Origin of the sequence: Chelativorans alearensis (assembly GCF_010993735.1) — a bacterium.
Lineage (GTDB): Bacteria > Pseudomonadota > Alphaproteobacteria > Rhizobiales > Rhizobiaceae > Chelativorans > Chelativorans alearense.
The window spans coordinates 211,359-230,204 of record NZ_WQNI01000003.1 but is presented as its reverse complement, the minus strand read 5'-3'; the positions used below and the strand labels follow the sequence as shown (position 1 = coordinate 230,204).

The 18,846-nt window shown below is 60.9% G+C and carries 18 protein-coding genes; 6 read left to right on the top strand and 12 right to left on the bottom strand.

The annotated features are described in order from the left end of the window. Nucleotides 1-9: 9 nt before the first annotated feature. The 3 genes from GPJ75_RS06385 to GPJ75_RS06375 form a co-directional block, all read right to left on the bottom strand. The gene (locus tag GPJ75_RS06385) at nucleotides 10-1,098 is read right to left on the bottom strand and encodes a carbohydrate ABC transporter permease (protein WP_163266260.1); all 1,089 of its coding nucleotides are present in this window, start codon (nucleotides 1,096-1,098) and stop codon (nucleotides 10-12) included. After that, entirely contained in the window at nucleotides 1,095-2,015 is a 921-nt protein-coding gene (locus GPJ75_RS06380) for a carbohydrate ABC transporter permease (protein WP_163266640.1), read from the bottom strand. The genes GPJ75_RS06385 and GPJ75_RS06380 overlap by 4 nt, the downstream gene beginning before the upstream one ends. Before the next feature lie 97 nt (nucleotides 2,016-2,112). After that, complete coding sequence (locus tag GPJ75_RS06375) at nucleotides 2,113-3,381, bottom strand: ABC transporter substrate-binding protein (protein ID WP_246248939.1); 1,269 nt, start codon at nucleotides 3,379-3,381, stop codon at nucleotides 2,113-2,115. Nucleotides 3,382-3,716: 335 nt separating this feature from the next. On the opposite strand from GPJ75_RS06375, the gene GPJ75_RS06370 reads away from it, so the two are divergent. The 4 genes from GPJ75_RS06370 to GPJ75_RS06355 are packed head-to-tail and all read left to right on the top strand — an operon-like array spanning nucleotide 3,717 to nucleotide 7,058. Then, complete coding sequence (locus tag GPJ75_RS06370; protein WP_163266258.1) at nucleotides 3,717-4,736, top strand: Gfo/Idh/MocA family protein; 1,020 nt, start codon at nucleotides 3,717-3,719, stop codon at nucleotides 4,734-4,736. Between the two features lie 5 nt (nucleotides 4,737-4,741). After that, nucleotides 4,742-5,836, top strand: a complete 1,095-nt coding sequence (locus GPJ75_RS06365) for a Gfo/Idh/MocA family protein (protein ID WP_163266256.1) — start codon at nucleotides 4,742-4,744, stop codon at nucleotides 5,834-5,836. Between the two features lie 44 nt (nucleotides 5,837-5,880). Then, nucleotides 5,881-6,633, top strand: coding sequence for a FadR/GntR family transcriptional regulator (locus tag GPJ75_RS06360; protein WP_281354753.1), 753 nt, complete (start codon nucleotides 5,881-5,883; stop codon nucleotides 6,631-6,633). A gap of 11 nt (nucleotides 6,634-6,644) precedes the next feature. Then, nucleotides 6,645-7,058, top strand: a complete 414-nt coding sequence (locus tag GPJ75_RS06355) for a VOC family protein (RefSeq protein WP_163266254.1) — start codon at nucleotides 6,645-6,647, stop codon at nucleotides 7,056-7,058. A gap of 111 nt (nucleotides 7,059-7,169) precedes the next feature. Here GPJ75_RS06355 and GPJ75_RS06350 read toward each other — a convergent pair whose 3' ends face one another. The 3 genes from GPJ75_RS06350 to GPJ75_RS06340 all read right to left on the bottom strand — a co-directional run bounded on the left by GPJ75_RS06350 (nucleotide 7,170) and on the right by GPJ75_RS06340 (nucleotide 11,401). Next, nucleotides 7,170-8,669: a glycosyltransferase family 39 protein gene (locus tag GPJ75_RS06350; protein WP_163266252.1), complete on the bottom strand. Its 1,500-nt coding sequence runs from the start codon at nucleotides 8,667-8,669 to the stop codon at nucleotides 7,170-7,172. Between the two features lie 228 nt (nucleotides 8,670-8,897). Next, complete coding sequence (locus tag GPJ75_RS06345) at nucleotides 8,898-10,817, bottom strand: putative bifunctional diguanylate cyclase/phosphodiesterase (RefSeq protein ID WP_246248938.1); 1,920 nt, start codon at nucleotides 10,815-10,817, stop codon at nucleotides 8,898-8,900. A gap of 74 nt (nucleotides 10,818-10,891) precedes the next feature. Next, nucleotides 10,892-11,401: a putative pterin-binding protein gene (locus GPJ75_RS06340; RefSeq protein ID WP_246248937.1), complete on the bottom strand. Its 510-nt coding sequence runs from the start codon at nucleotides 11,399-11,401 to the stop codon at nucleotides 10,892-10,894. A gap of 310 nt (nucleotides 11,402-11,711) precedes the next feature. Between GPJ75_RS06340 and GPJ75_RS06335 the strand changes: the two genes are divergently transcribed. Continuing rightward, nucleotides 11,712-12,413 (top strand): FkbM family methyltransferase, encoded by a 702-nt coding sequence (locus GPJ75_RS06335; protein ID WP_163266248.1) that lies wholly within the window; start codon nucleotides 11,712-11,714, stop codon nucleotides 12,411-12,413. Between the two features lie 151 nt (nucleotides 12,414-12,564). On the opposite strand, the gene rlxS is transcribed toward GPJ75_RS06335, so the two are convergent. From rlxS to GPJ75_RS06305, 6 genes are all read right to left on the bottom strand, one after another. Continuing rightward, nucleotides 12,565-14,550: a relaxase/mobilization nuclease RlxS gene (gene rlxS / locus GPJ75_RS06330; protein WP_163266246.1), complete on the bottom strand. Its 1,986-nt coding sequence runs from the start codon at nucleotides 14,548-14,550 to the stop codon at nucleotides 12,565-12,567. A gap of 292 nt (nucleotides 14,551-14,842) precedes the next feature. Next, on the bottom strand, nucleotides 14,843-15,463 hold the full coding sequence (locus GPJ75_RS06325) for a transglycosylase SLT domain-containing protein (RefSeq protein WP_163266244.1): 621 nt from the start codon (nucleotides 15,461-15,463) through the stop codon (nucleotides 14,843-14,845). Next, nucleotides 15,451-15,987: a S26 family signal peptidase gene (locus GPJ75_RS06320; protein ID WP_163266242.1), complete on the bottom strand. Its 537-nt coding sequence runs from the start codon at nucleotides 15,985-15,987 to the stop codon at nucleotides 15,451-15,453. Before GPJ75_RS06320 ends, GPJ75_RS06325 begins: the two co-directional genes overlap by 13 nt. Beyond that, entirely contained in the window at nucleotides 15,987-16,223 is a 237-nt protein-coding gene (locus GPJ75_RS06315) for a helix-turn-helix transcriptional regulator (protein WP_163266240.1), read from the bottom strand. Before GPJ75_RS06315 ends, GPJ75_RS06320 begins: the two co-directional genes overlap by 1 nt. Before the next feature lie 235 nt (nucleotides 16,224-16,458). Then, nucleotides 16,459-16,731 carry a hypothetical protein gene (locus GPJ75_RS06310; RefSeq protein ID WP_163266238.1) on the bottom strand — a complete coding sequence of 91 codons (273 nt, stop codon included), beginning with the start codon at nucleotides 16,729-16,731 and terminating at the stop codon, nucleotides 16,459-16,461. A 261-nt stretch (nucleotides 16,732-16,992) separates the two neighbouring features. Further along, nucleotides 16,993-17,493 (bottom strand): DUF6647 family protein, encoded by a 501-nt coding sequence (locus tag GPJ75_RS06305; RefSeq protein WP_246248936.1) that lies wholly within the window; start codon nucleotides 17,491-17,493, stop codon nucleotides 16,993-16,995. 123 nt (nucleotides 17,494-17,616) lie between these two features. Here GPJ75_RS06305 and GPJ75_RS06300 point away from each other — a divergent pair, with 123 nt between their 5' ends. Then, the gene (locus tag GPJ75_RS06300; RefSeq protein WP_163266236.1) at nucleotides 17,617-18,846 is read left to right on the top strand and encodes a winged helix-turn-helix domain-containing protein; all 1,230 of its coding nucleotides are present in this window, start codon (nucleotides 17,617-17,619) and stop codon (nucleotides 18,844-18,846) included.

Sequence of the window (18,846 nt, the reverse complement as noted above, 5' to 3'; positions counted from 1 at the left end):
TCTACGCTCTCACTTGATCCCGGTCGAGGCGATGCCACTGGCGATGTAGCGCTGCAGGAAGATAAAGGCGAAGGCGAGCGGCAGAGCCGTCAGCGTCGTCATCGCCAGAAGCTGGTCGTAATGGATCTGGTTCTCGTCCTGGAAGGAGGCGAGCGCCAGTTGCAGCGTGAAGACCTCGCGCCGGTTGAGCACGACCAGCGGCAGCAGGAAGTCGTTCCAGCGCGACAGGATGGAGAAGATCGCCACTACGGCGAGCGCGGGCGCCGAAAGCGGCAGCACGATGCGCCAGTAGATGCGCCATTCGCTGGCGTGATCCATACGCGCGGCCTCGATCAGCTCGTCGGGGATGGTGAGCATGTACTGCCGCAGCAGGAAGACGCCGGTGGGTGTTGCCACCGTGGGCAGGATGACACCCCAGAGATTGCCGACGAGGCCAAGCTGAGCAACGATCAGGTAGGTGGGAACGAGCACCACCGTTGGTGGGATCATCAGCGTCATCAGGATGGCGACGAGGGCGAGCGTATTGCCCTTGAAGCGGTATTTCGCCAGCGCGAAGGCGGCCATGGAGTTCATCACCACGGTGATCAGGGTGGCGACCACGGTGATGAACAGAGAATTGTAGACATAGAGCCACAGGTTGGATCCCGAGGTGGAGAGGAGCTGCGCATAGTTCCCCCAGTAGAACTGGATGTGCCGCACCGGCTTGGCGTCCGCCACCGCCACCACGACCCGCCCGGCTTCCGGCTTTGCCGGATCGATCATCTGCGCGTTGAGGCCGACGCGGCGGATTTGCGCCAAAAGGCGCGTCTCGCCCTCCTCGGTGGCGACCTCGTAGAGGGGAAGCGGCTCGTCGAAGCCTTCCACCTCCACCGTCTCGACTGCGTAGGGCAGGAAGGTGGGCGGGAATTCCACCAGGTTGACCGGCGTCTTGAAGGAGGAGAGCACGACCCAGAGCACCGGGGCGAACATCACGGCCAGGCCGACGAACAGATAGGCGTAGGTGAGCCAGTCGGTCCAGTCCGCCCGAGTCCTGCCGCGACGACGGGTGAGGAACTGGAGTATGGCGCTGTGCACCGGGCGGGCGGCGACTTCGCTCATAGGTTCCGCCCCCGTGCAAGCCGTAGCTGAATGAGCGTGAAGATCATGAGCACTGCACCGAGCAGCAGCGATGCCGCGGCCGCAAGGCCGAAATTGCGCGGCTGGATGGCGAAGCCAACCTCGTAGATATACTGTACGATGAGGATGGTCGCCGAGCCTGGCCCGCCGCCCGTCAGCACGTAAAGCTCGTCGAAGGTCTGCACCGAGCGGATCACGCACAGGATGAAGACCACGAGCAGCGTGGGCTTCAGCATGGGCAGCGTGATGCGCGTGAAGACGCGCCAGGGGCTCGCCGCATCCATCTTCGCTGCCTCGTAAACGTCGCGCGGGATGGATTGCAGGCCTGCGAGCAGGATGATGGTAAAGAAGCCCATATGCGCCCACACGGTCACGAAAACCGACCAGAAGAAGGCGGAGTCCGGGAAGACCAGCCAGTTAACCCGGTTGAGGCCAATGCTGGTCAGGAGCCCGTTGAGCGCGCCGTTGCGCTGCAGGATCCACTGCCAGGTGAGCGCCACCACCACCGGCGACAGCATGACCGGAAAGAAGAAGATGCTGCGGAAGAAGCCGCGCCCGCGGATGTCGCGGTTGAGACAGATCGCGGTGAAGAGCGCGATGCCGATCATCGCCGCCACCTGCACGGGTACGAAGACAAGTGTGTTGCCCAATGCCCGCCAGAAAAGGTCGCGCGAACAGGTGGACGGGTCGAGATAGTTTCCGCAATCGAACAGCGTCTCGTAGTTCGCTCCGCCGATATAGGGCCGGTCCACCGGGTAGAGCCGGTCGCTGCCGGTGACCGAATAGAAAAGGTTGATGAAGACCGGCATGAGGGAGAACAGGAGCACGGCCAAAAGGTTGGGGATGAGGAACACCCAGGGCATCTGCTTGATACCCAGGGCCTTCTGCGCCCCATGCATCACCGGCTCGACCGCCCTGGCCGGAAGGGCGGCCAGGGCGGCGATGGCTCCAGACAGGGCGGCTGTCGCGCGCATTTAGTCTTCTCCCGCGGGCCAGCTAGTTGCCTTCGGCTGCCTCGATGGCAAGTTCGACGTCCTGCTTGATGCGATCGAGTGCCGCGTCCACGGTCAGCTCGTCATTGATGACCTGGCTGATGCGCGTCGTCAGTGCGTTCATCATAGCCCTCTGGTAGCGCCAGCCCTGGAAGCGGTAAGCAGCCGGCGCCATCTTCGGGATCTGGTTCGTGAAGGTGCTAAGCGCTGTCTTGGTGCGCTCGGAAGCGCCGGGATAGTCGACACCCTCCTCGATGAGCGTGCCCGCCGCCGGGATCTCGACCGAGGCCGCGATGATCTCCTTGTAGTTCTCCGGCTGCGAGACGTAATCGATATACGCGCCCACGACCTCCGGTTGCTCGGTGTGCTTGAAGCCCACCAGCGCGCCGCCGCCGGGCATGGCCGTGCAGGAGCCCGGGCCGCAGGGCGTGTCGACCACGGCCCATTCGAACAGGTCTCCCACTTCGGTATCCATCCGGCTCAACGTCCAGGAGCCTCCGAAATAGAACACCACGTTGGCGTTCAGGAAATCCTCGAAAAGCTCGCGGTGTGTGGAGCCGCCGACCGCGCCCCACAGGTCGAGCGGCATGGTGCCGTCCTTGTGCCAGCCGACGAACTTCTCGATGGCCGTCTTCAGGCCCTCGTCCGCGACGGGGTTGCCCTCCTCGTCGACCAACTCGGCGCCATGGCTGATAGCGAAGCTCGCGAAACGGTGGCCGGAGCGGTCCATCTCCATGGGGAACTCGGTATTGGTCGCCTCGGCCACCTGGCGCGCGGCCTCGGCCCATTCATCCCAGGTGGCGCCCTCCTCCGGCACGGGCACGCCCGCCTGCTCGAACAGGGTGAGGTTGACATAGGCGCCGTTCACAGTGAGCGAGGTCGGCATGCCGTTGACGGCCTTGCTCTTGCGGTCCGAACCGCGCAACCATTCAAGCGTGCGGCCGAACTCCTCTTCGAAATAACCGGCGTCCACGTGGGATGTGAGGTCCAGATAATAGCGGCTCAAGCCCCCGAGGTCTGTGATGATGGCGCCGTCCGGCCCCTCGCCCGATTCGAGCTGCACAGGCAGGGCTTCGACGATGGTCTGGTAGGACACGGTCTCCAGCTTCACCGTCTTGCCGGGGTTCTCCTCGTTGAACCGCTCGGCGATCGGCGCCATGGTGCTGCAGCCGAAGCCGACATCGTCGCACAGGATCGTGATTTCCTGGGCGTGTGTTGCCGTCGCCATCGCAAGGCCGAGCGTCGTGCCCGACAAAATAGCATTGAGCTTCATGATCCTCCTCCTCTTAGGGCGGTCGTCCACCCTGTCGACCAGCTATGGCTGTCCCAGCCAAATTATGATCGTGGTCTAACCAGAGAAGCTTCTTTTCCTCTGGATGGAATGTCAATAGCCAAAGAGAAGGAGCGTCTATTCTTTTTGAATCCATTGATTTAACAAATGTATTTCCCGAAAAAGGACGCCCCGACCTGGACTTGACATATCGTGCAGTTTCCGTTCTGGTCTGACCGAAAAATGATCGGTACCCTTGCGGCCAACGCAAGAGGACCGGGCATCAGTATCGAATTCGACTTCCCGATGGGCGCGGATTGAAAGAAGGGACAGCAAGAATGCTGAGGTTTGCGGCCGTGGGCATCGACCACGGGCATATATTCGACCATGTCAACGGCCTCATTGCAGCGGGGGCGGAGTTCGCGGGCTACTGCCCTCAGACCTCGGTTCCAACGCTGTTGGAGAATTTCCGCAAAACTTATCCGCACGCAGAAGCGCTCGACCGGGAGACGATCCTCGCCGACCCCTCGATCGACGTCATCTGCATCGCCGCCATCCCGCGCGACCGGGCGGGTCTGGCGATCCGGGCCATGGAGGCCGGTAAGGACGTGATCGTCGACAAGCCGGGCGTCACCACGTTCGAGCAGCTCGAGTTGGTAAAAAGGGCCGTCGAGCGGACGGGCCGCCTCTTCTCCGTCTGCTTTTCCGAGCGACTTTGCGTGCCGTCCGCCGTGGTGGCAGGCAAGATGGTGGCCGACGGCGTGGTCGGCAAAGTGGTGCAAACCCTCGGCCTGGGGCCGCACAGAAAATCGCCCTCCACCCGACCGGACTGGTTCTTTGAGATGGAAGCGGTCGGCGGCGTCATCAACGACATCGCCTCCCACCAGATCGACCAGTTCCTGTTCTACACCGGCTCGGACAGCGCTGAGGTGGTGGCAAGCTCGGTGGGCAATTTCGGCACGCCGCAATCTGCCGGATTCCAGGATTTCGGCGAGGTGCTTTTGCGCAGCGCACGGGCCTCGGGCTACATACGCGTCGACTGGTTCACGCCGGACGGCCTGCCCACTTGGGGCGACGGGCGACTCACTATCCTCGGCACTGAAGGCTATATCGAGCTCAGAAAATACGTCGACATCGGCGGGCGCCCGGGTGGGGACCACTTGTTCCTGGTGAACGGCAATGGCGTGCGCCATATCGACTGTTCGCAGGAGCCGCTCGACTATTTCGAAGCCTTCGCCAAGGACGTGCGCGACCGCTCCGAGACGGCAATGGGCCAGCGCCACATTTTCGAGGTCTGCCGTCTGGCGCTCGAAGCGCAGGCGAGAGCCACCATCATCACGCCCAAGCAACAGGATTGACAATCATGACCCGGAAACTGCGCGTAGCGGTGATCGGCGCCGGTATCGCCGAACGTCACCTGACCGGCTACGGCTGGAACAAGGATCTCTTCGAGGTGCCGGTGCTATGCTCGCTGGATGCCGAGCGTGGAAAGCCCCTTTGCGAGCAGTTCGGCATCCCGGAATATACCCAGGATGCCGACTCCCTCTTTCTCCGTGACGACATAGACGTCATCGATATCTGCACGCCGCCCTACAACCACTTCAAGTTGACCCGACGCGGCATCGAGGCCGGCAAGCACGTGATCTGCGAGAAGCCGCTTTTCGGCTCACTCGCCGAGGTGGACTCGATGGCAGAGGTTCTGGCAAAGAGCGACCGCAAGCTCATGCCGATCTTCCAGTACCGTTACGGCGCCGGCCTGCAGAAGCTCAAGCGCCTGATGGCGGAGGGACTGACGGGCAAGCCGTTCATGACCACCATCGAGACGCACTGGTGGCGCGGCGCTGACTACTACGAGGTGCCATGGCGCGGCAAATGGGCAACGGAACTCGGCGGCGGTCTGCTCGGCCATGCGATTCACGCTCACGACATGCTGAACTACGTGCATGGGGAGTGCGCCGAGGTCTTTGCCTATGGGGCGACGCTTCTCAATAAGATCGAAGTCGAAGACACGATGGCGCTCTCTGTTCGCATGAAGAACGGCTCGCTCGCCGCCCTGTCGATGACGCTGGGCTCGCGCAAGGAGATCTCGCGCCTGCGCTTTTGCTTCGAGAATCTGGTGGCCGAAAGCATTACCGAGCCCTATACCATGGCGCGCGATCCCTGGACCTTTACAGCGGGAACGTCGGAGCATCAGGAGCGTATCGAGCGGATACTGGCCGATTTCGTACCGACGGAGGACAGCTATACGCGTCAATTCCAGCTTTTCCACCAGGCGATCGTAGATGATTCGGAGCCTCCGGTGACGCTGCGGGATGCGCGCAATTCGCTGGAATTGGTGACGGCGGCCTATCACTCCGAGCGCACCGGCCAACCTGTGCCGCTACCGATCGGCCGCGAGCATCCGCTCTACCACTCCTGGTTACCCGAGCCGGAGGTAGCGGCTGCAAAGAGCGCATAGTATCCTAGGCCGAGGGTGCGATCCTCGGGAGAACGGAGACTGGATTGGAGAAGGCTGAAGGCAAGGCCCGCATACTGACGTCCAAGCGGCTCTATCAGATCGTCGCGCGCCGCATTGCACGCATGATCGAGGAGAATGCCGGCAAGCCTGAATGGCACCTGCCTTCCGAGCGCGAGCTTGCCGAAGAGTTGCAGGTGAGCCGCACTGTCGTGCGCGAGGCCGTCATCGCGCTGGAGATGCGCGGGCTTGTGGAGGTACGCGGCCGGGCTGGCATTATTGTGCTTCCGACGCGGCCCGGCCAGCTCGGCTTCGACGCCATCAACACCGACATCGGGCCCGGCCCCTTCGAGCTTCTCGAGGCGCGGCTCGCGGTCGAAGCAGGTGCTGCCTATCTCGCTGCACAGCGGGCGACAAACTACGACATCATGGAACTCGAGGAGTGCATCTCGCGCATGCAGGCTGAGGCGGGCGCGACCCCGTCGAGCGAGAAGGGCGACCGCGAGTTCCACATGACAATCGCCAACATCACCGGCAATGCCATCATCGTTTCCATGGTGGAAGCGCTATGGGCGCAGCGTGACGCCTCGCGCATGTGGAAGAGGCTTCACGAACATATACATCATGAAAACGTGCGGCCGATGTGGATCGGCGACCATCACGCCATCGTCGCCGCCCTGAAGATGCGCAATCCCGAGGCCGCGCATAAGGCGATGGCGCACCACATCACAAACATTATAAATGAGCTGCTGCAGGCAGACGAACGCGGCCGCTTCATGGATGACGAAGACACGACATAGGGAGGCATTCCGTGCTGAAGGGCTTTGAACATGCCGGCATCACGGTGCGCAACATCGACCGGAGCCTGGCGTTCTATGACGATCTCTTGGGATTGAAGCTCGTTGTCCGTCGGCTGGGACTCTACGGCAACGAAATCGCGTTTCTCAACGCCGGCAACTGTATGCTTGAGCTGGTGTGTCCAGCGACGGGTGCACTGCTCGCCGAGGATGTGGCGGAGGGCCGCGCCGGCATACGGCATTTGACCTTCAGCTTCGATGATATCGAGGAGACATATCGCAAGCTCGAGGAAGCAGGGGTGGAAATGGTTGAGCCTCCGCGGCCCGCCTACAATCCCGACATCGTGGGGAAGGTCGCTTTTTGCCGCGATCCCGATGGTCTGCTCATAGAGCTGACCGAACCCACCAAGGAACCGCTTCAGTCGTAGAGTTGCTGCGATCGACGAATGCCATGAAGGGCGTCAATTTAAGCCGACGGTTGGTTGTCGCTGGCAGCGGTTGTTTTGCCTGCGGCTACCGAGTCCCGGGTCCTCCAGTCCTCATTCGACACCGGCGGGCAGCGACGCGGGCGCTGCGTCGTCACGCCGGGCAAGGATAACCATGTTGCGTTCGAACTTCCTGACCACCACGTCCTGCCGGTCGAGGCCGAGGCGATCGATCCACGCGGCGACGATCTCGTCTCTGACACTGTTGCCGTTCCATAGCAACAGCGGGCAGGGCCGGTGAACGAGCTCAGATGGCGATACGGGCAACCGGCCGGTATTTGTGGCAGAGACCTCGATGAGCCGCTCACGATAGCCGGGAGGCATGTAGTACGCGTAGATCTCCTTGGGGAAATTGTTCACCGGCAGCGGTCCTCTATCGCAGCCAGGAAGCGTGGTGATGAGCGCTGCGGCCTCACGCCACTGCTCCTTGGTCTCCTTCGCTAGCCAATAGATCGCGGCACCGAGGCTTATTGCGGCGACGGCCGCGGGAAGCAGGAGCAGGGCCTGCCTGTATGCGCCGTCGTAAATGTCCTCGAGGTCTCCAACGGCGGCGATCGCCAACACATAGAACGGAGGAAGCAGGACGAAGAGGTTGCGGTCGGTGATAACGGGCGTATGCAACGAGATCAGGAGTGCGCCCGCCAGTATGGTTCCCATCGCAACGAGCGGCACGAAGTATTCTGGCTTGCGCACCATCTGAGGGCGACGGACCATGCTGCCGACCACCAGCACGGCAAGGGCTGCAAACACGGCCGGCACACCGGCCGCGAAGCCGGCAAGCCGCGTGAAGGTCGTGTGCCAGTTGTTGGCGATCCAGAACTTTCCTCCGAGCAGTCCGCCAAGGTGCGGAACGTGGAACAGCATCCAAGGAAGAAAGGCGAGCATCGACATCGAGCCCATCACCACGACGGCGCCGATGGCGGGTCGGTCGCGGTGGGCGGCGGCGAACAGGAAAAGGGCGCCGAACAACCCGGCGACGACGAGAACACCGAAATAGTGGGTATATTCGAGCATGACCGTGACGGCAGCCAGGATCGCCGCCGGGGCAAGGACCCGTTCTCGCTGCTCGATGCGACGCGCTATGGCGACACTGAGACAGATCGCTGCCGTCGTCAGAAGAAGAAGCAAAGCGTAGGCGCGGACTTCCTGCGCGTAGACAATGGCACCCGTGGACGTTGCTAGCCACGTCGCGAGGGCCAGCGGTCGGCGCACCACTGGTGTCCATCGCTGTATCAGGGGGACCACTGCCACGCAGAGGGCGCTTGTGACGGCACTCGAAAGTCGCAATGACCACTCGTCGACGCCGAAGACGACGCGCCACGCTCGCATCACGAGATGGTGCAATGGCGGATGTACGTCAGGCAGAATCCATTGGTTGATCCACTGCCCGAACGTCAGGCTAGGATCGGAGGCGGCCACCGTCCACAATTCGTCGAGCCATAGACTTTGCGCATCGAGCCGATAGAAGCGCACGGCGAGGCCGGCGAGGAGCAGCCCGGCAAGCGCGGCTGCCGCCAACTGCGTGCTGCGATCCTGCCGTTCGCCTGGCACCATGTCTGATAGTCTCCGCGCTAATCGGCCTCGATGCCTGCTTCCGTGCCTGCTTGAGATTTCGCCCCGGCAAAATGCGCAAGCAAGCTCAAAAGCAGGGCATAGCTGGCGACAGCCCCAATTGCGACGCATGCCGCATCCGTGCTCCAACTCTCCAAGCCACAACAAACCATCTTATTCCGAGACGACAGACCGATTCAGAAGCGGCCCGGCCAGGGGGCGTAGCACGGGCTAGGCAACTCTCAATTTCCAGCCGCGGCGGGCGAGGAATTCTTTGATCTCGTCTTCTGGAATTGGCGGGCTGAACAAATATCCTTGAGCCTCATTACAACCGCTGGCGCGGATGATTGCCAATTGTTCCTCGGTTTCCAGGCCCTCCGCAACCGATACCATTCCCAAGGCATGAGTGAGGTCCACGATTGCCTGCACGATGGCGAGGTGATCGGGATTGTCCGCAATGCTGGCCACGAAAGAGCGGTCGATCTTCACCTTGTCGACTATGAATTTTCTCAGGTAAGCGAGGGAAGAATATCCGGTTCCGAAGTCGTCAAGCGAAATGCGTATGCCGTGCGAACGCAGCGCATTGAGCACCGAATGGACTTCACTGCTGTCGTCCAGCAGGAGGGTTTCCGTAATCTCCAGTTCAATTCGGTTGGGTGATAGGCCGGTCTCGCCGAGGACCGCGGAGATGGTTTCGATAATATTGGAACGACGGATTTGAGTAGCTGAAAGGTTGACGGCAACGTTGATGTCCGGGGGGAGACTTATCGCCAATGCACAGGCCTTCTCTAAAACCCATGCCCCGATCGGGACAATCAAGCCGCTATGTTCAGCAATGGGAATAAATTCGTCGGGAGCGACAGGTCCCGTAACGGGGTTGGTCCAACGCAGCAGGGCCTCGATTGTCGTGATCTTTTTCGTTTGCAGATCTACGAGTGGCTGGAAGAGTAACTCGAAATCTGTGTCAAAGTTCGTCGAGCGAAGCTGAAGCTCGATCAGACGCCTGCGCTGCAGTTGCGCATCCATTTCGGGTTTGAAAAATTGATAGGTCCCCCGGCCGTCAGCTTTGGCACGGTAAAGCGCCAGGTCGGCGTTCTTCAGAGAATTGTCCGGATCACCGGACGCGTTGGATGCAAAATCGATTCCGATGCTCGTTCCGATAACAACCTGATTACCTGCTAGTCGGTACGGCTTCCCGAGGGCTTCAACCAAGCTCGCAGCGAGCGCTGCGGCGCCCGCTGCTCCGACACCATCGAGAATGATGACGAACTCGTCGCCACCGAAGCGAGATACCATGCCGTCTTGGCCGACGAGATTGGTGATGCGTGAGGCGACCTCGCACAAGAGAGCATCTCCGATCGCGTGGCCAAGCGTGTCATTGACGCTCTTGAAGTTATCCAAATCAAGGCACATGAGCGCCACGCTTTCGTCGCGTGCGAACATTTCCTCCATCCGCTCGCGCAGAAACAGGCGGTTGGGCAGACCAGTCAGCAGGTCGTGGCGCGCCATCCGAGCGAGATCATCGGAGACACGCTGCAGATCTTCATTTGCCGTTCTGAGCCGTAGATGCGTACGGGTCAGCAGGCGGTTGTGCCAGCCCAGCAGCACAATGAAACCCAGGCCACACACGAAGAAGCCTAACGCTGCAATTGAAAAATTCCGGTGGAGCCGCAGGAGGTCGAGCTCATATTCAGTGACTTCAACACTGCTGAACGAGGCGGCATCCGACGCTAGATTGATCATATCGGTTTCCAACGGTGCCATCAGGTCCAGGACCTGCTGCGCCTTCTCCGGGTCGTCAACCTCGCCGATCATTCCGTCCAGTTTCTCAACAAAATCCGACAAGCGCTTGACCACCGCCTGCCGCCCTTTCGTTTCGTCGACGAATGCCTGGAATTTGCCGGTCTTGAAGAGTTCCAAGCGGCCCTTCAAGATCTCGAAGCGCAGTCGCACTTCCTCCCGACGCGATGGGCTCGGCGCTCCAGCCAGCGTAGTGACGCGCTGTAACAGCCTCATAAACTCGTTAACGCCTTGACTGGCGCTCCAAGCGGCATCGAAGTGTGAAACCTTGCTCAAGGATTCCTGTCGATCGAAAATAAGGTAGGACATGTAGCTCGCAGCAAGCGCGAACGTAACGATCGTGACAATCAAGAATGCCTTCAGGAGCCTGAAAGCAAGCCCCTGGCGCAGACGCGATAAGGGAGAGACCGACATCGGCAAACACACTAGCGCACAATTAATCGCGCCAATTGCCAAACGGAGCGCGCATAATACCGTTGGCTGTCGAGATCGGGATCGCTGTCAAACGGATAGACAATAAACAGCGGCCCTTTGTCGCTCACGGACATGTACTCACCGTCACGCTTGAGCGCTAGGATCACCTCGTATTTCCGGAAATCGGCCAACGGTATTGTCGTGCGATAGTCATTCAGCGCGACAGCAACAACTTCGGTTCCATCGGCAGCAACGACTTCCATGAGCCGGTCTACTGGCACGCCTTCAAATTTGACCCGACCATCGAACCAAGGCGTTGTGGTTTCCACGGTGGTCATACCGATCTCTTCAAGCATGGGGCGATCGAAAAGCGCCTTGTCCCCCACGTTTGTCACTCCGATATTGCCCTCGATGGTGAGGATCGGCTGCTCCGTAGGCGAGGGAAGCTGATGGTTCTCTGATCTAGCCGCAAGGAGACCAGTCAGCAGGATCGCCAGACACAAAAACGTGGGCTGAATCATCGAAAAACGCGTCCGAAGCATAGCGGAACCCCCTTTCAGCTGATGCTGCCGCTATTGAACGCTCAATCCGCAACTAAAGCAATTCGGCATTGCGTTAGAGATCCCGGATTCGGGACGCGCATCACTCAGATACTGCTCGTTCCATCACAAGTGAGGTTCCGATATTTAAGCGCGATCCAGCGGGATAAAGAGAAGCGTGAAAAATCTCGCGTGCTGATGGGCGCGCGTTCATCACTGGCGCGCCCGTCTTGAAAGATATTATAGGTGCCGAAAGCGCCCCAGGAGGTTATTTGCAGAAAGGGTTAAAGCCATGACATTGACCGTTCACGGCGTGAGGGTGCCACTAGACCCAACTGAGGTTTCCCCTGAAATATGGCAAGCGTTGTCAAGTGGCACGTACGAGGCCAAAGAGGCGCGGTGGGTTTACAAGACTGTGCGCCCGCACGATCGCGTCTTAGAGTTGGGTACCGGTATTGGCATTCTCACATCCCTTATCGCTGGCATCGAGGGCGTTCATGTCTGGGGCTTTGAAGCAAGTCCTTCAACAGCTCGTCTCGCGAGACGTGTTATCGATGCGAATAAGCTCGATAATGTGACGCTTACCCAAGGCATTCTCGCCGCCGGGCCCCCACGCGACTTCCTTTTCTATCTTCGCAAGGATCTATGGATGTCATCGGTTGTGGAGCACCAAGGTCCGTACGAGGATACTCTGATGATAACCTCCACGAATATTGATCATTTCATCTCGCAACATGCGATCGACGTTATCGTTATGGACATCGAGGGAGCAGAACGCGATCTTCTGATCGAGGCAGAGCTAGCCGGAGTTGGCCGCATCTTCCTGGAATTGCATGACCACATTTACGGCCTCGCCGGCATCCGAGACATCACTCAAGCACTTGCATCCAAGGGGTTCGGCTATGATCCACGCGGATCATGCGGTCCCTGCGTTCTATTCTCTCGGGAAAACGAGCTACGCGATTACCAACCAGAAAGCCCCGATGCTTTTTGATCTCAGCATTTGACCAATTGTGTTCTTCTGTAGCGGGCCTTGGTTGGTCAATCCCCTTTTCGCGTCATCTGCCGCCGGGGTCTTGCTTCTGTCCGTGGTCTGCGCGCTGATACCAGATCGGGCGCACGCGCAGTGGGTTGACGACCTGAAATCACGATATTCCCAACCGCTTCTGCCGCCCGAGTGTCCAGGAAACACCGTCGTCGCGCATGAGGCCGGAGACTTGTTTGCCGATGTGCCGCTCGAGGACGGGCCGCCAAGGAACGAGGGCAAACTCATGGCTCATCTCAATGACGGCATATTTGCCGCTGGCCAGTTGGAGGGAGCAGCGAAGCCTGCCCTCGACCGGTTCGCCGGAGCGGGTCTCCACGTGGGCCAGACCAAGTTGCTCGGAGAGCTTGCCAGCGACGCGGGCGAGTTCGCGACGGCGCAGGGTCACCATCATGCTGACCCGATAGATTATACGGTCCCGCTCTTCGTACGCCAGCCCCTCCGTGAGCAGCCACTGCCGGCGGCGGGCCTGCGCCTCGCGCACCTGACGGCCGAACCCGGAGTCGCGGATCGGTGCCGGATGATCCGAGACGAGTTCACGGTCGAGCCAGGTGGCGCCGTCGGAACCGATCTGCTGATCAAGCGCGAGGTGCGATAGCTTCTCGACGATGACTGGCACGCTCCTCGCCTGTTGGCGCTCGTATTCCACTACCCGGTCGAGGTGATCTGACGCGATGATCCAGGCGCCGTTCGGCTCGCGGGCGATACCCCCGATGGTGCGGATGGCTTCAAGCCGTCGCACATGGGTTTCCGCGAAATCCTGGGTGGCGCGTGGATCGTACCTAAGATGCTGGTCGATGGTATACTGGCCGCCATTGGCGGCGGCCACCTCGACGACGGTCTGATCCACCTGCCGCGGCCCGATGTTCTTCGGAGTTATGCGCACGATGCCCCCGCCCGGGGTCGGCTCGGTCGCATCGCCCCGCCCAATGTCGATGTAATGCGTGCACCCATCCACGCCATCAACGATGAGATAGTGGCGGTCATTGATTTCGTCCGACAGCCCGCGCGTAATGATGCGCCCGACCACAGGTTTCGTATGCGGGTCAGACGGATCGTGGATCGCATAGTCGCCAGGACTCCGGGCGATGTTCTTCTTTGATACTTCGCGGTGTACGGTCTTGATGATGTCGCTGCGCTCGCCCATGCGCCGCAGCGCATCTTCCAGCCCGCTTTCCAGCCGCCACTCGCCCGGACGCAACTCTTCGGCCAGCCCCAGACGCCTAAGCTTCTGCAAGCGCCCCATACGCAAGGTTTGCTGAAAGGCATCACTGTCGGTCATCATGATTGATCCCGTCTCGTCCATTTCGCGGATGAGGCGGCAGTCGATGCTGGTTAGACGCTCCTGCTCCACCTCGCGGCGCAGCTGCTCCTCGATCTCGATATCCGAACGCGGCCCAAAATCCAGGCTGACAATCTCGGCGGCGCGTTCGCGCATGCCGGCGGTGAGGTAGTCACGGGCGATGATGAGATCCTTCCCTCGATCATCCCTGCCGCGCACTAAGACATGCGTGTGGGGATGGCCGGTGTTGTAGTGATCGACGGCCACCCAATCGAGCTTCGAGTCGAGATCCTCCTCCACGCGCGCCATCAGACGGCGAGTGAAGGATTTGAGGTCATCATATTCAACACCGTCCTCGGCCGAAACGATGAAGCGGAACTGGTGGCGGTCGCCGTTCGAGCGCTCCAGGAACGCCTTGCCATCGGTCCGCTCCTGCGTGTCGCTGTAAAGCTCACCCGGCTCCCCCTCGCGGGTCAACCCGTCCCGCTGGATGTAGCGCAGGTGCACCCGCGCCCGGTTCAACCCCTTGCCGGCCAGCTTGGGGATACGGGATTTGATGACGACGCGACGCCGGTGGAAGGCGGAATAGCGGTTGCGATTGGCGAGTACGTGCCCGACGCCCGCGCCGCGGCCGATGCGGCTGCCGGTGAAGCTGGACTTGCGCGCGCCACCACCACCATCACCGGCTCCGCCACGCGCGAGGTTCGACGCGATGATAACCTGATGCAGGAACTTTCGTCCGCTTTTCGATCCGCGCGAGCGGATCCTACCGAGCTTTGGTTTGAAATCATCGTCATCAAACATGGGCGCCCCATTCGATCAGAAAGCTTGGGAGGTGCCACCGCGAGATTTGGCACCAACGATGCCACAAGCGCCCGAGCACTGCGGCACTTGTGTCACCATGACGCTCCGCTGTTCGGGCGGATGTAGCCTCTGCCTTACGCGGCGGCGCTGAAGCTTCCTGTGACCGTCCACGACCACCTGCGATCATGTGTCTTGATGTGGGTGAAATACCACGACAGCACACCCGGCCACCGTGGATGGATGCCGGCGCGAATCCCACCGGTGATATGGTCAACCGCACGCATGTGTGCCCTTATTCCTCGTCTAGTTTTCGCGGCGAAATCGTTACGAACAAACCGCTTGCCGAGTTGGAATTTTCGTCGGCCGCCCCGCTGCCTCTTTCGTTTGCGAGCGGGAAGAACAGTCGTGTTCCAGGGGCGGTCGAGTAGCCTTCCGGAGGTAAGCCAGTGGCCCTGCCGGCAAGCGACTGTCCTAATTTGTAAAGGTAGTCGCGAGTCTCGGCCGGAAGCGGTCTTCCGATACGCAAATGATCCTCGTAACGCCCCGGTCCGGCGTTGTAGGCGGCGAACAGGCCGGGATAGCCGAAGCGGTCATGCATAGCCTTGAGATAGGCCGTTCCAGCGAGGATGTTCTGGCGCGAATCGAAGGGATCGGTGCTGAGGCCATGTTGGTCGCGCAGCTCTACCCATGTGTCTGGCATCAGCTGCATCAGGCCGATTGCGCCTCTAGGCGATAAGGCGCGCGAATCACCGCTGCTTTCTGCCTTGATGACCGCTCGGATCCAGCTTTCGGGGATTCCAAACCGCTTCGATGCCTCACCAATGTGAGCCTGCAACGCGTCAAGGACACTGGCCTCAGCGGGCGCGACGAGGGTCGCGAGGCCTAAAAAAATGAAGGGGCTCATTCGGTCCATAGCGACGCGAGCCTCCCGATCACCTCAGCACTCGCGACCGGTCCGAAATAGCGGCTATCGAACGAATCTGCTGCTTCTGTGAGCAGGAACAATTCGTCTTCGGCCAGCTCCCGGCAGTCGCTCCAGTGTGGCAGAGCGCGGCCCATACGGTCGATTTCGCGCTGGCGGGCGGCGGGTTCTCCGTTGAGAATAACGGTGCCATTGATGACGCAGACAAAATCGCCGGCGGAAGCGGCGACACGCTTGATAAGCGGCAGACCAGCAGGCAAGTAGCCGCGCCTGTCGGCCAGCTGCTCGACGTCTTCGGGCGCGCGGACGAGCACGAGCCCGTTGCGCCGTGGCACGCCAAAAACAACGCGATAAAGGCCGATGGGGGCGCTGGCAGACGCGTTCCAAACCAACCTCGGCACAGTATTGGCAAAAGCGGCAAATCCGACCAGGCCGACGCCGAGAATGCAGAAGATAAAGATAATGCGGGGGCTCTTGTGGGCGCGACGCCGCCGGGAATGCAAAATGACGTTCATCACCGGTTCTCCCTGTCAGAAGTGGAGTTCCGGCTTTGCCCTTGTGACCAGGCATCGAGTTCGTCGATATGGTAGCGGACGAAGCGGCCGTGCTTGCGGAAACGTGGACCGGTGCCGATGAGCCGCATCTTTTCCAGCGTGCGGCGCGACAGGTAGAGGTAGTGCGCGGCGTGTTTGGTGGTCAGGAATGGGCTACCCTTGCGGGCTTCCTCGGCTCTGGTGTTCTTCTCTGTCATCCTTCGATCTCCGATCGCGACATCGACGTGAACGGCGAAGGATGACGGCTGGGAGCGCGATCGGGGAGGATCGAAAAGTGGGGGGTATCGAAATCGATCCCCCTTTTGTTCATGGGGCGCGGTGGATCGCCTCGCCGAAACGGACGAAAGTGCTGAGTGTCATGCCCCCGCCTGCGCCCACCTTTCCGCATTCATCAAGGCTGAGAAGCTAGAAATAGATAAGCTTCGAGCTGACCTATCCGATGACCATCACCGGCTGACGCAGGATCGCCATTAGCTTGGATGGTTTGGTCTTGCGCGGATCACTTAAATAGATCAGGCCGTTGAAGGTGAATCCCTTATTCAGCATCACTTCATCATGGAGCCGGGCCAAGACAGAATCTTCGTCATCACAACTGCCCAAATGCAAAGTTGGGAGCGACAGCCCGTCGGCATAGGGTTTGAGGCGTAGACTTTGCGGAGGCTCGCCGAGCTTCTTGGCGGTTTTCGCCACCGCGCCGTCAAACATGCCACGGGTGACGAATCAGGGACCATGATCATCGTCGTTCGGGATCGCCAGCGCATCGACACCTTTGCCCGTCTCCAGAGTCAGCCAGTTCGCCAAGCCCAACCGCAGTTCGGAAGGGGATGCCCGAGGATCGCTTGGTGTGTCATTTCGCCCCTCCCGCAAACACCCCATTGCCGTCATTGCCGATTTTAGTAGTCGCGCCGTGGATTTCGCCGCGGCCGATGTCGATGCCCGAGTGCGGCAATCGAGTCCGAAGCCGGCCTAATGCGTGCAGACCGTGGCGACGAGCAGTGTCGCAGGGTCGATGCCGAAAGTGCTCTCCAGGTCCATGCCGAACAGTCCGAGCCAGGCATCCTGTGCGCGGTAGGCAAGTGCCTCGCGTTCTCCGGGACAGGCAAAGCGCATATCGGCGGACGACTGCAGGTGGTGAACCATTTCATGCACCAGTACCGAGAGCTGGGCTGGGGTGCGGCCGGTCCAGCCATCGACAAGATAGATTGTGCGGCTGGTGTCATCATAGGCGGCCACGACCTCGCCGGGGCTAACGGATGCCCCGGCGCCGTAGCGGATCTTGACGAGTTCAGAGGCCGGCACAGTCACGAGGACGGGGGGCTCTATCGAGGACGGGAGGTCGAAGTTCGCCGCAAGCCACAGCACTATGGTGTCGAGCACGGAGGGTGGGTCTTGAGACTCGGTAGCAGTGACCGGGGCCGCGGCAGCAAGGCAGAGAGCAATGACGGCGGGTCTTATTGCAATGCGCATGGCAGCTTCTCCTCGGATCGTCATCACCGAGGGTCGGGCAAGTGCCGCCGGAAGTATCGAAAACACTCTGAAGGAAGGCTGAAATTGTGCTAAAATTCAGCAATAGCGGCCTCGGAGCCCGGCATGGACAATCCACGCACCATTCGCTTCGGCAGTTTCGTTCTGAACCGAGCGCGCGGCTGCCTTGAGGATGGAACGGGCGCGGAGCGCTTCCTTCGGGCAAAATCCTACCGTGTGCTTGAGATCCTCTGCGATCAGCGCGGCCGGCTGGTGAGCAAGGACGATCTCGTTCGTGAGGCCTGGCCTGATGTCTTCGTATCCGACGACTCCCTCGCCCAATGCGTGAGCGATATCCGGCGGGCACTCGGTCCGGAAGGCGCGAGCCTGCTGCGTACGGTGCCGAGGCGGGGTTATATGCTGGTGGCTCAGGATGCAGGCCCGCAGGCTCTGGCGCGGGCGGTCTCCAGGCCGTGGATGGTCTGGGCAGGCGGGCTTGTCGCGGTGTCCATCATAGCGGCGGTCACCCTTTTCTGGGAACAGCCGCACAACACACTGGAGGTAGCGCCCTTCGGGACGGAGCTTGCCGTGCAGCAGGCGGACGCGCTGCTGGAAGCACGGGACTGGCGGCGGCGTGAGGACAACGAGCGGGCGAGGACGCTGCTTGAGGCGGTGGTCAAGGAGGATCCCAAACATTCCGACGCACTGGCGAGCCTCGGGCTCACCTACTGGCTGGAGGTCCAGCACGTCGCCTGGGGAGGCGGCCGACGCGAGATGGAACGGGCGCTCGAACTGGTGGAACGCGCCGTTGCGCTCGGCGGAAGCGCTCGTTCGCACCGGCTGCTCGCGGAGATGAGGCTGCTTTCGCCGTTCCCGGAAATACGCTCGCCCATCGATGCTTTGGCAAGCGCGCGTGCGGCAGTAACCATTGACGCGGACGATCCTGACAATCTTGCTGTGCTGGCCCAGGCGCTGGCCTTGACCGGGCGCTCGCACGAGGCGGTTCGGATGATCGAGCAGGCCCTGCACCGCGACCCGACCCCGCCCGACTGGTATCGGCAGGTCGCCGGCCTCAGCTATCTTCTCGTAGGCGAGCCGGCCCGAGCAGCCGAGCAGCTCGGTCCGCTCTATGGCGCGGGAACATTCACCAATGCGCGATGGTGGCCAGGTTGGCTCTTTGCCGCGAGTCTTGCGCATGCGGGCCGGATCGAAGAAGCGGCCAGTGTGGTCAGGGCAGCACATCGGCACCGACCCGAGCAGTCCGTCGCAGGTGTGGCAGAGTCCTTCGACGGCTTTGCCGACGACGCTCTCGGCGTCCTTCTCGAGGGACTCAGGCTCGCTGGCATGTCTGGTTGA

Excerpts from the sequence above, each read along its gene's own strand:
- GPJ75_RS06350 (WP_163266252.1), bottom strand. The coding sequence starts at position 8,669 with ATGGTGCCAGGCGAACGGCAGGATCGCAGCACGCAGTTGGCGGCAGCC.
- GPJ75_RS06325 (WP_163266244.1), bottom strand. The coding sequence starts at position 15,463 with ATGGACCGAATGAGCCCCTTCATTTTTTTAGGCCTCGCGACCCTCGTC.
- GPJ75_RS06365 (WP_163266256.1), top strand. The coding sequence starts at position 4,742 with ATGACCCGGAAACTGCGCGTAGCGGTGATCGGCGCCGGTATCGCCGAA.
- GPJ75_RS06310 (WP_163266238.1), bottom strand. The coding sequence starts at position 16,731 with ATGTTTGACGGCGCGGTGGCGAAAACCGCCAAGAAGCTCGGCGAGCCT.
- GPJ75_RS06320 (WP_163266242.1), bottom strand. The coding sequence starts at position 15,987 with ATGAACGTCATTTTGCATTCCCGGCGGCGTCGCGCCCACAAGAGCCCC.
- GPJ75_RS06375 (WP_246248939.1), bottom strand. The coding sequence starts at position 3,381 with ATGAAGCTCAATGCTATTTTGTCGGGCACGACGCTCGGCCTTGCGATG.
- GPJ75_RS06305 (WP_246248936.1), bottom strand. The coding sequence starts at position 17,493 with ATGCGCATTGCAATAAGACCCGCCGTCATTGCTCTCTGCCTTGCTGCC.
- GPJ75_RS06340 (WP_246248937.1), bottom strand. The coding sequence starts at position 11,401 with ATGATTCAGCCCACGTTTTTGTGTCTGGCGATCCTGCTGACTGGTCTC.
- GPJ75_RS06380 (WP_163266640.1), bottom strand. The coding sequence starts at position 2,015 with ATGCATGGGGCGCAGAAGGCCCTGGGTATCAAGCAGATGCCCTGGGTG.
- GPJ75_RS06335 (WP_163266248.1), top strand. The coding sequence starts at position 11,712 with ATGACATTGACCGTTCACGGCGTGAGGGTGCCACTAGACCCAACTGAG.
- rlxS (WP_163266246.1), bottom strand. The coding sequence starts at position 14,550 with ATGTTTGATGACGATGATTTCAAACCAAAGCTCGGTAGGATCCGCTCG.
- GPJ75_RS06300 (WP_163266236.1), top strand. The coding sequence starts at position 17,617 with ATGGACAATCCACGCACCATTCGCTTCGGCAGTTTCGTTCTGAACCGA.
- GPJ75_RS06315 (WP_163266240.1), bottom strand. The coding sequence starts at position 16,223 with ATGACAGAGAAGAACACCAGAGCCGAGGAAGCCCGCAAGGGTAGCCCA.
- GPJ75_RS06385 (WP_163266260.1), bottom strand. The coding sequence starts at position 1,098 with ATGAGCGAAGTCGCCGCCCGCCCGGTGCACAGCGCCATACTCCAGTTC.
- GPJ75_RS06370 (WP_163266258.1), top strand. The coding sequence starts at position 3,717 with ATGCTGAGGTTTGCGGCCGTGGGCATCGACCACGGGCATATATTCGAC.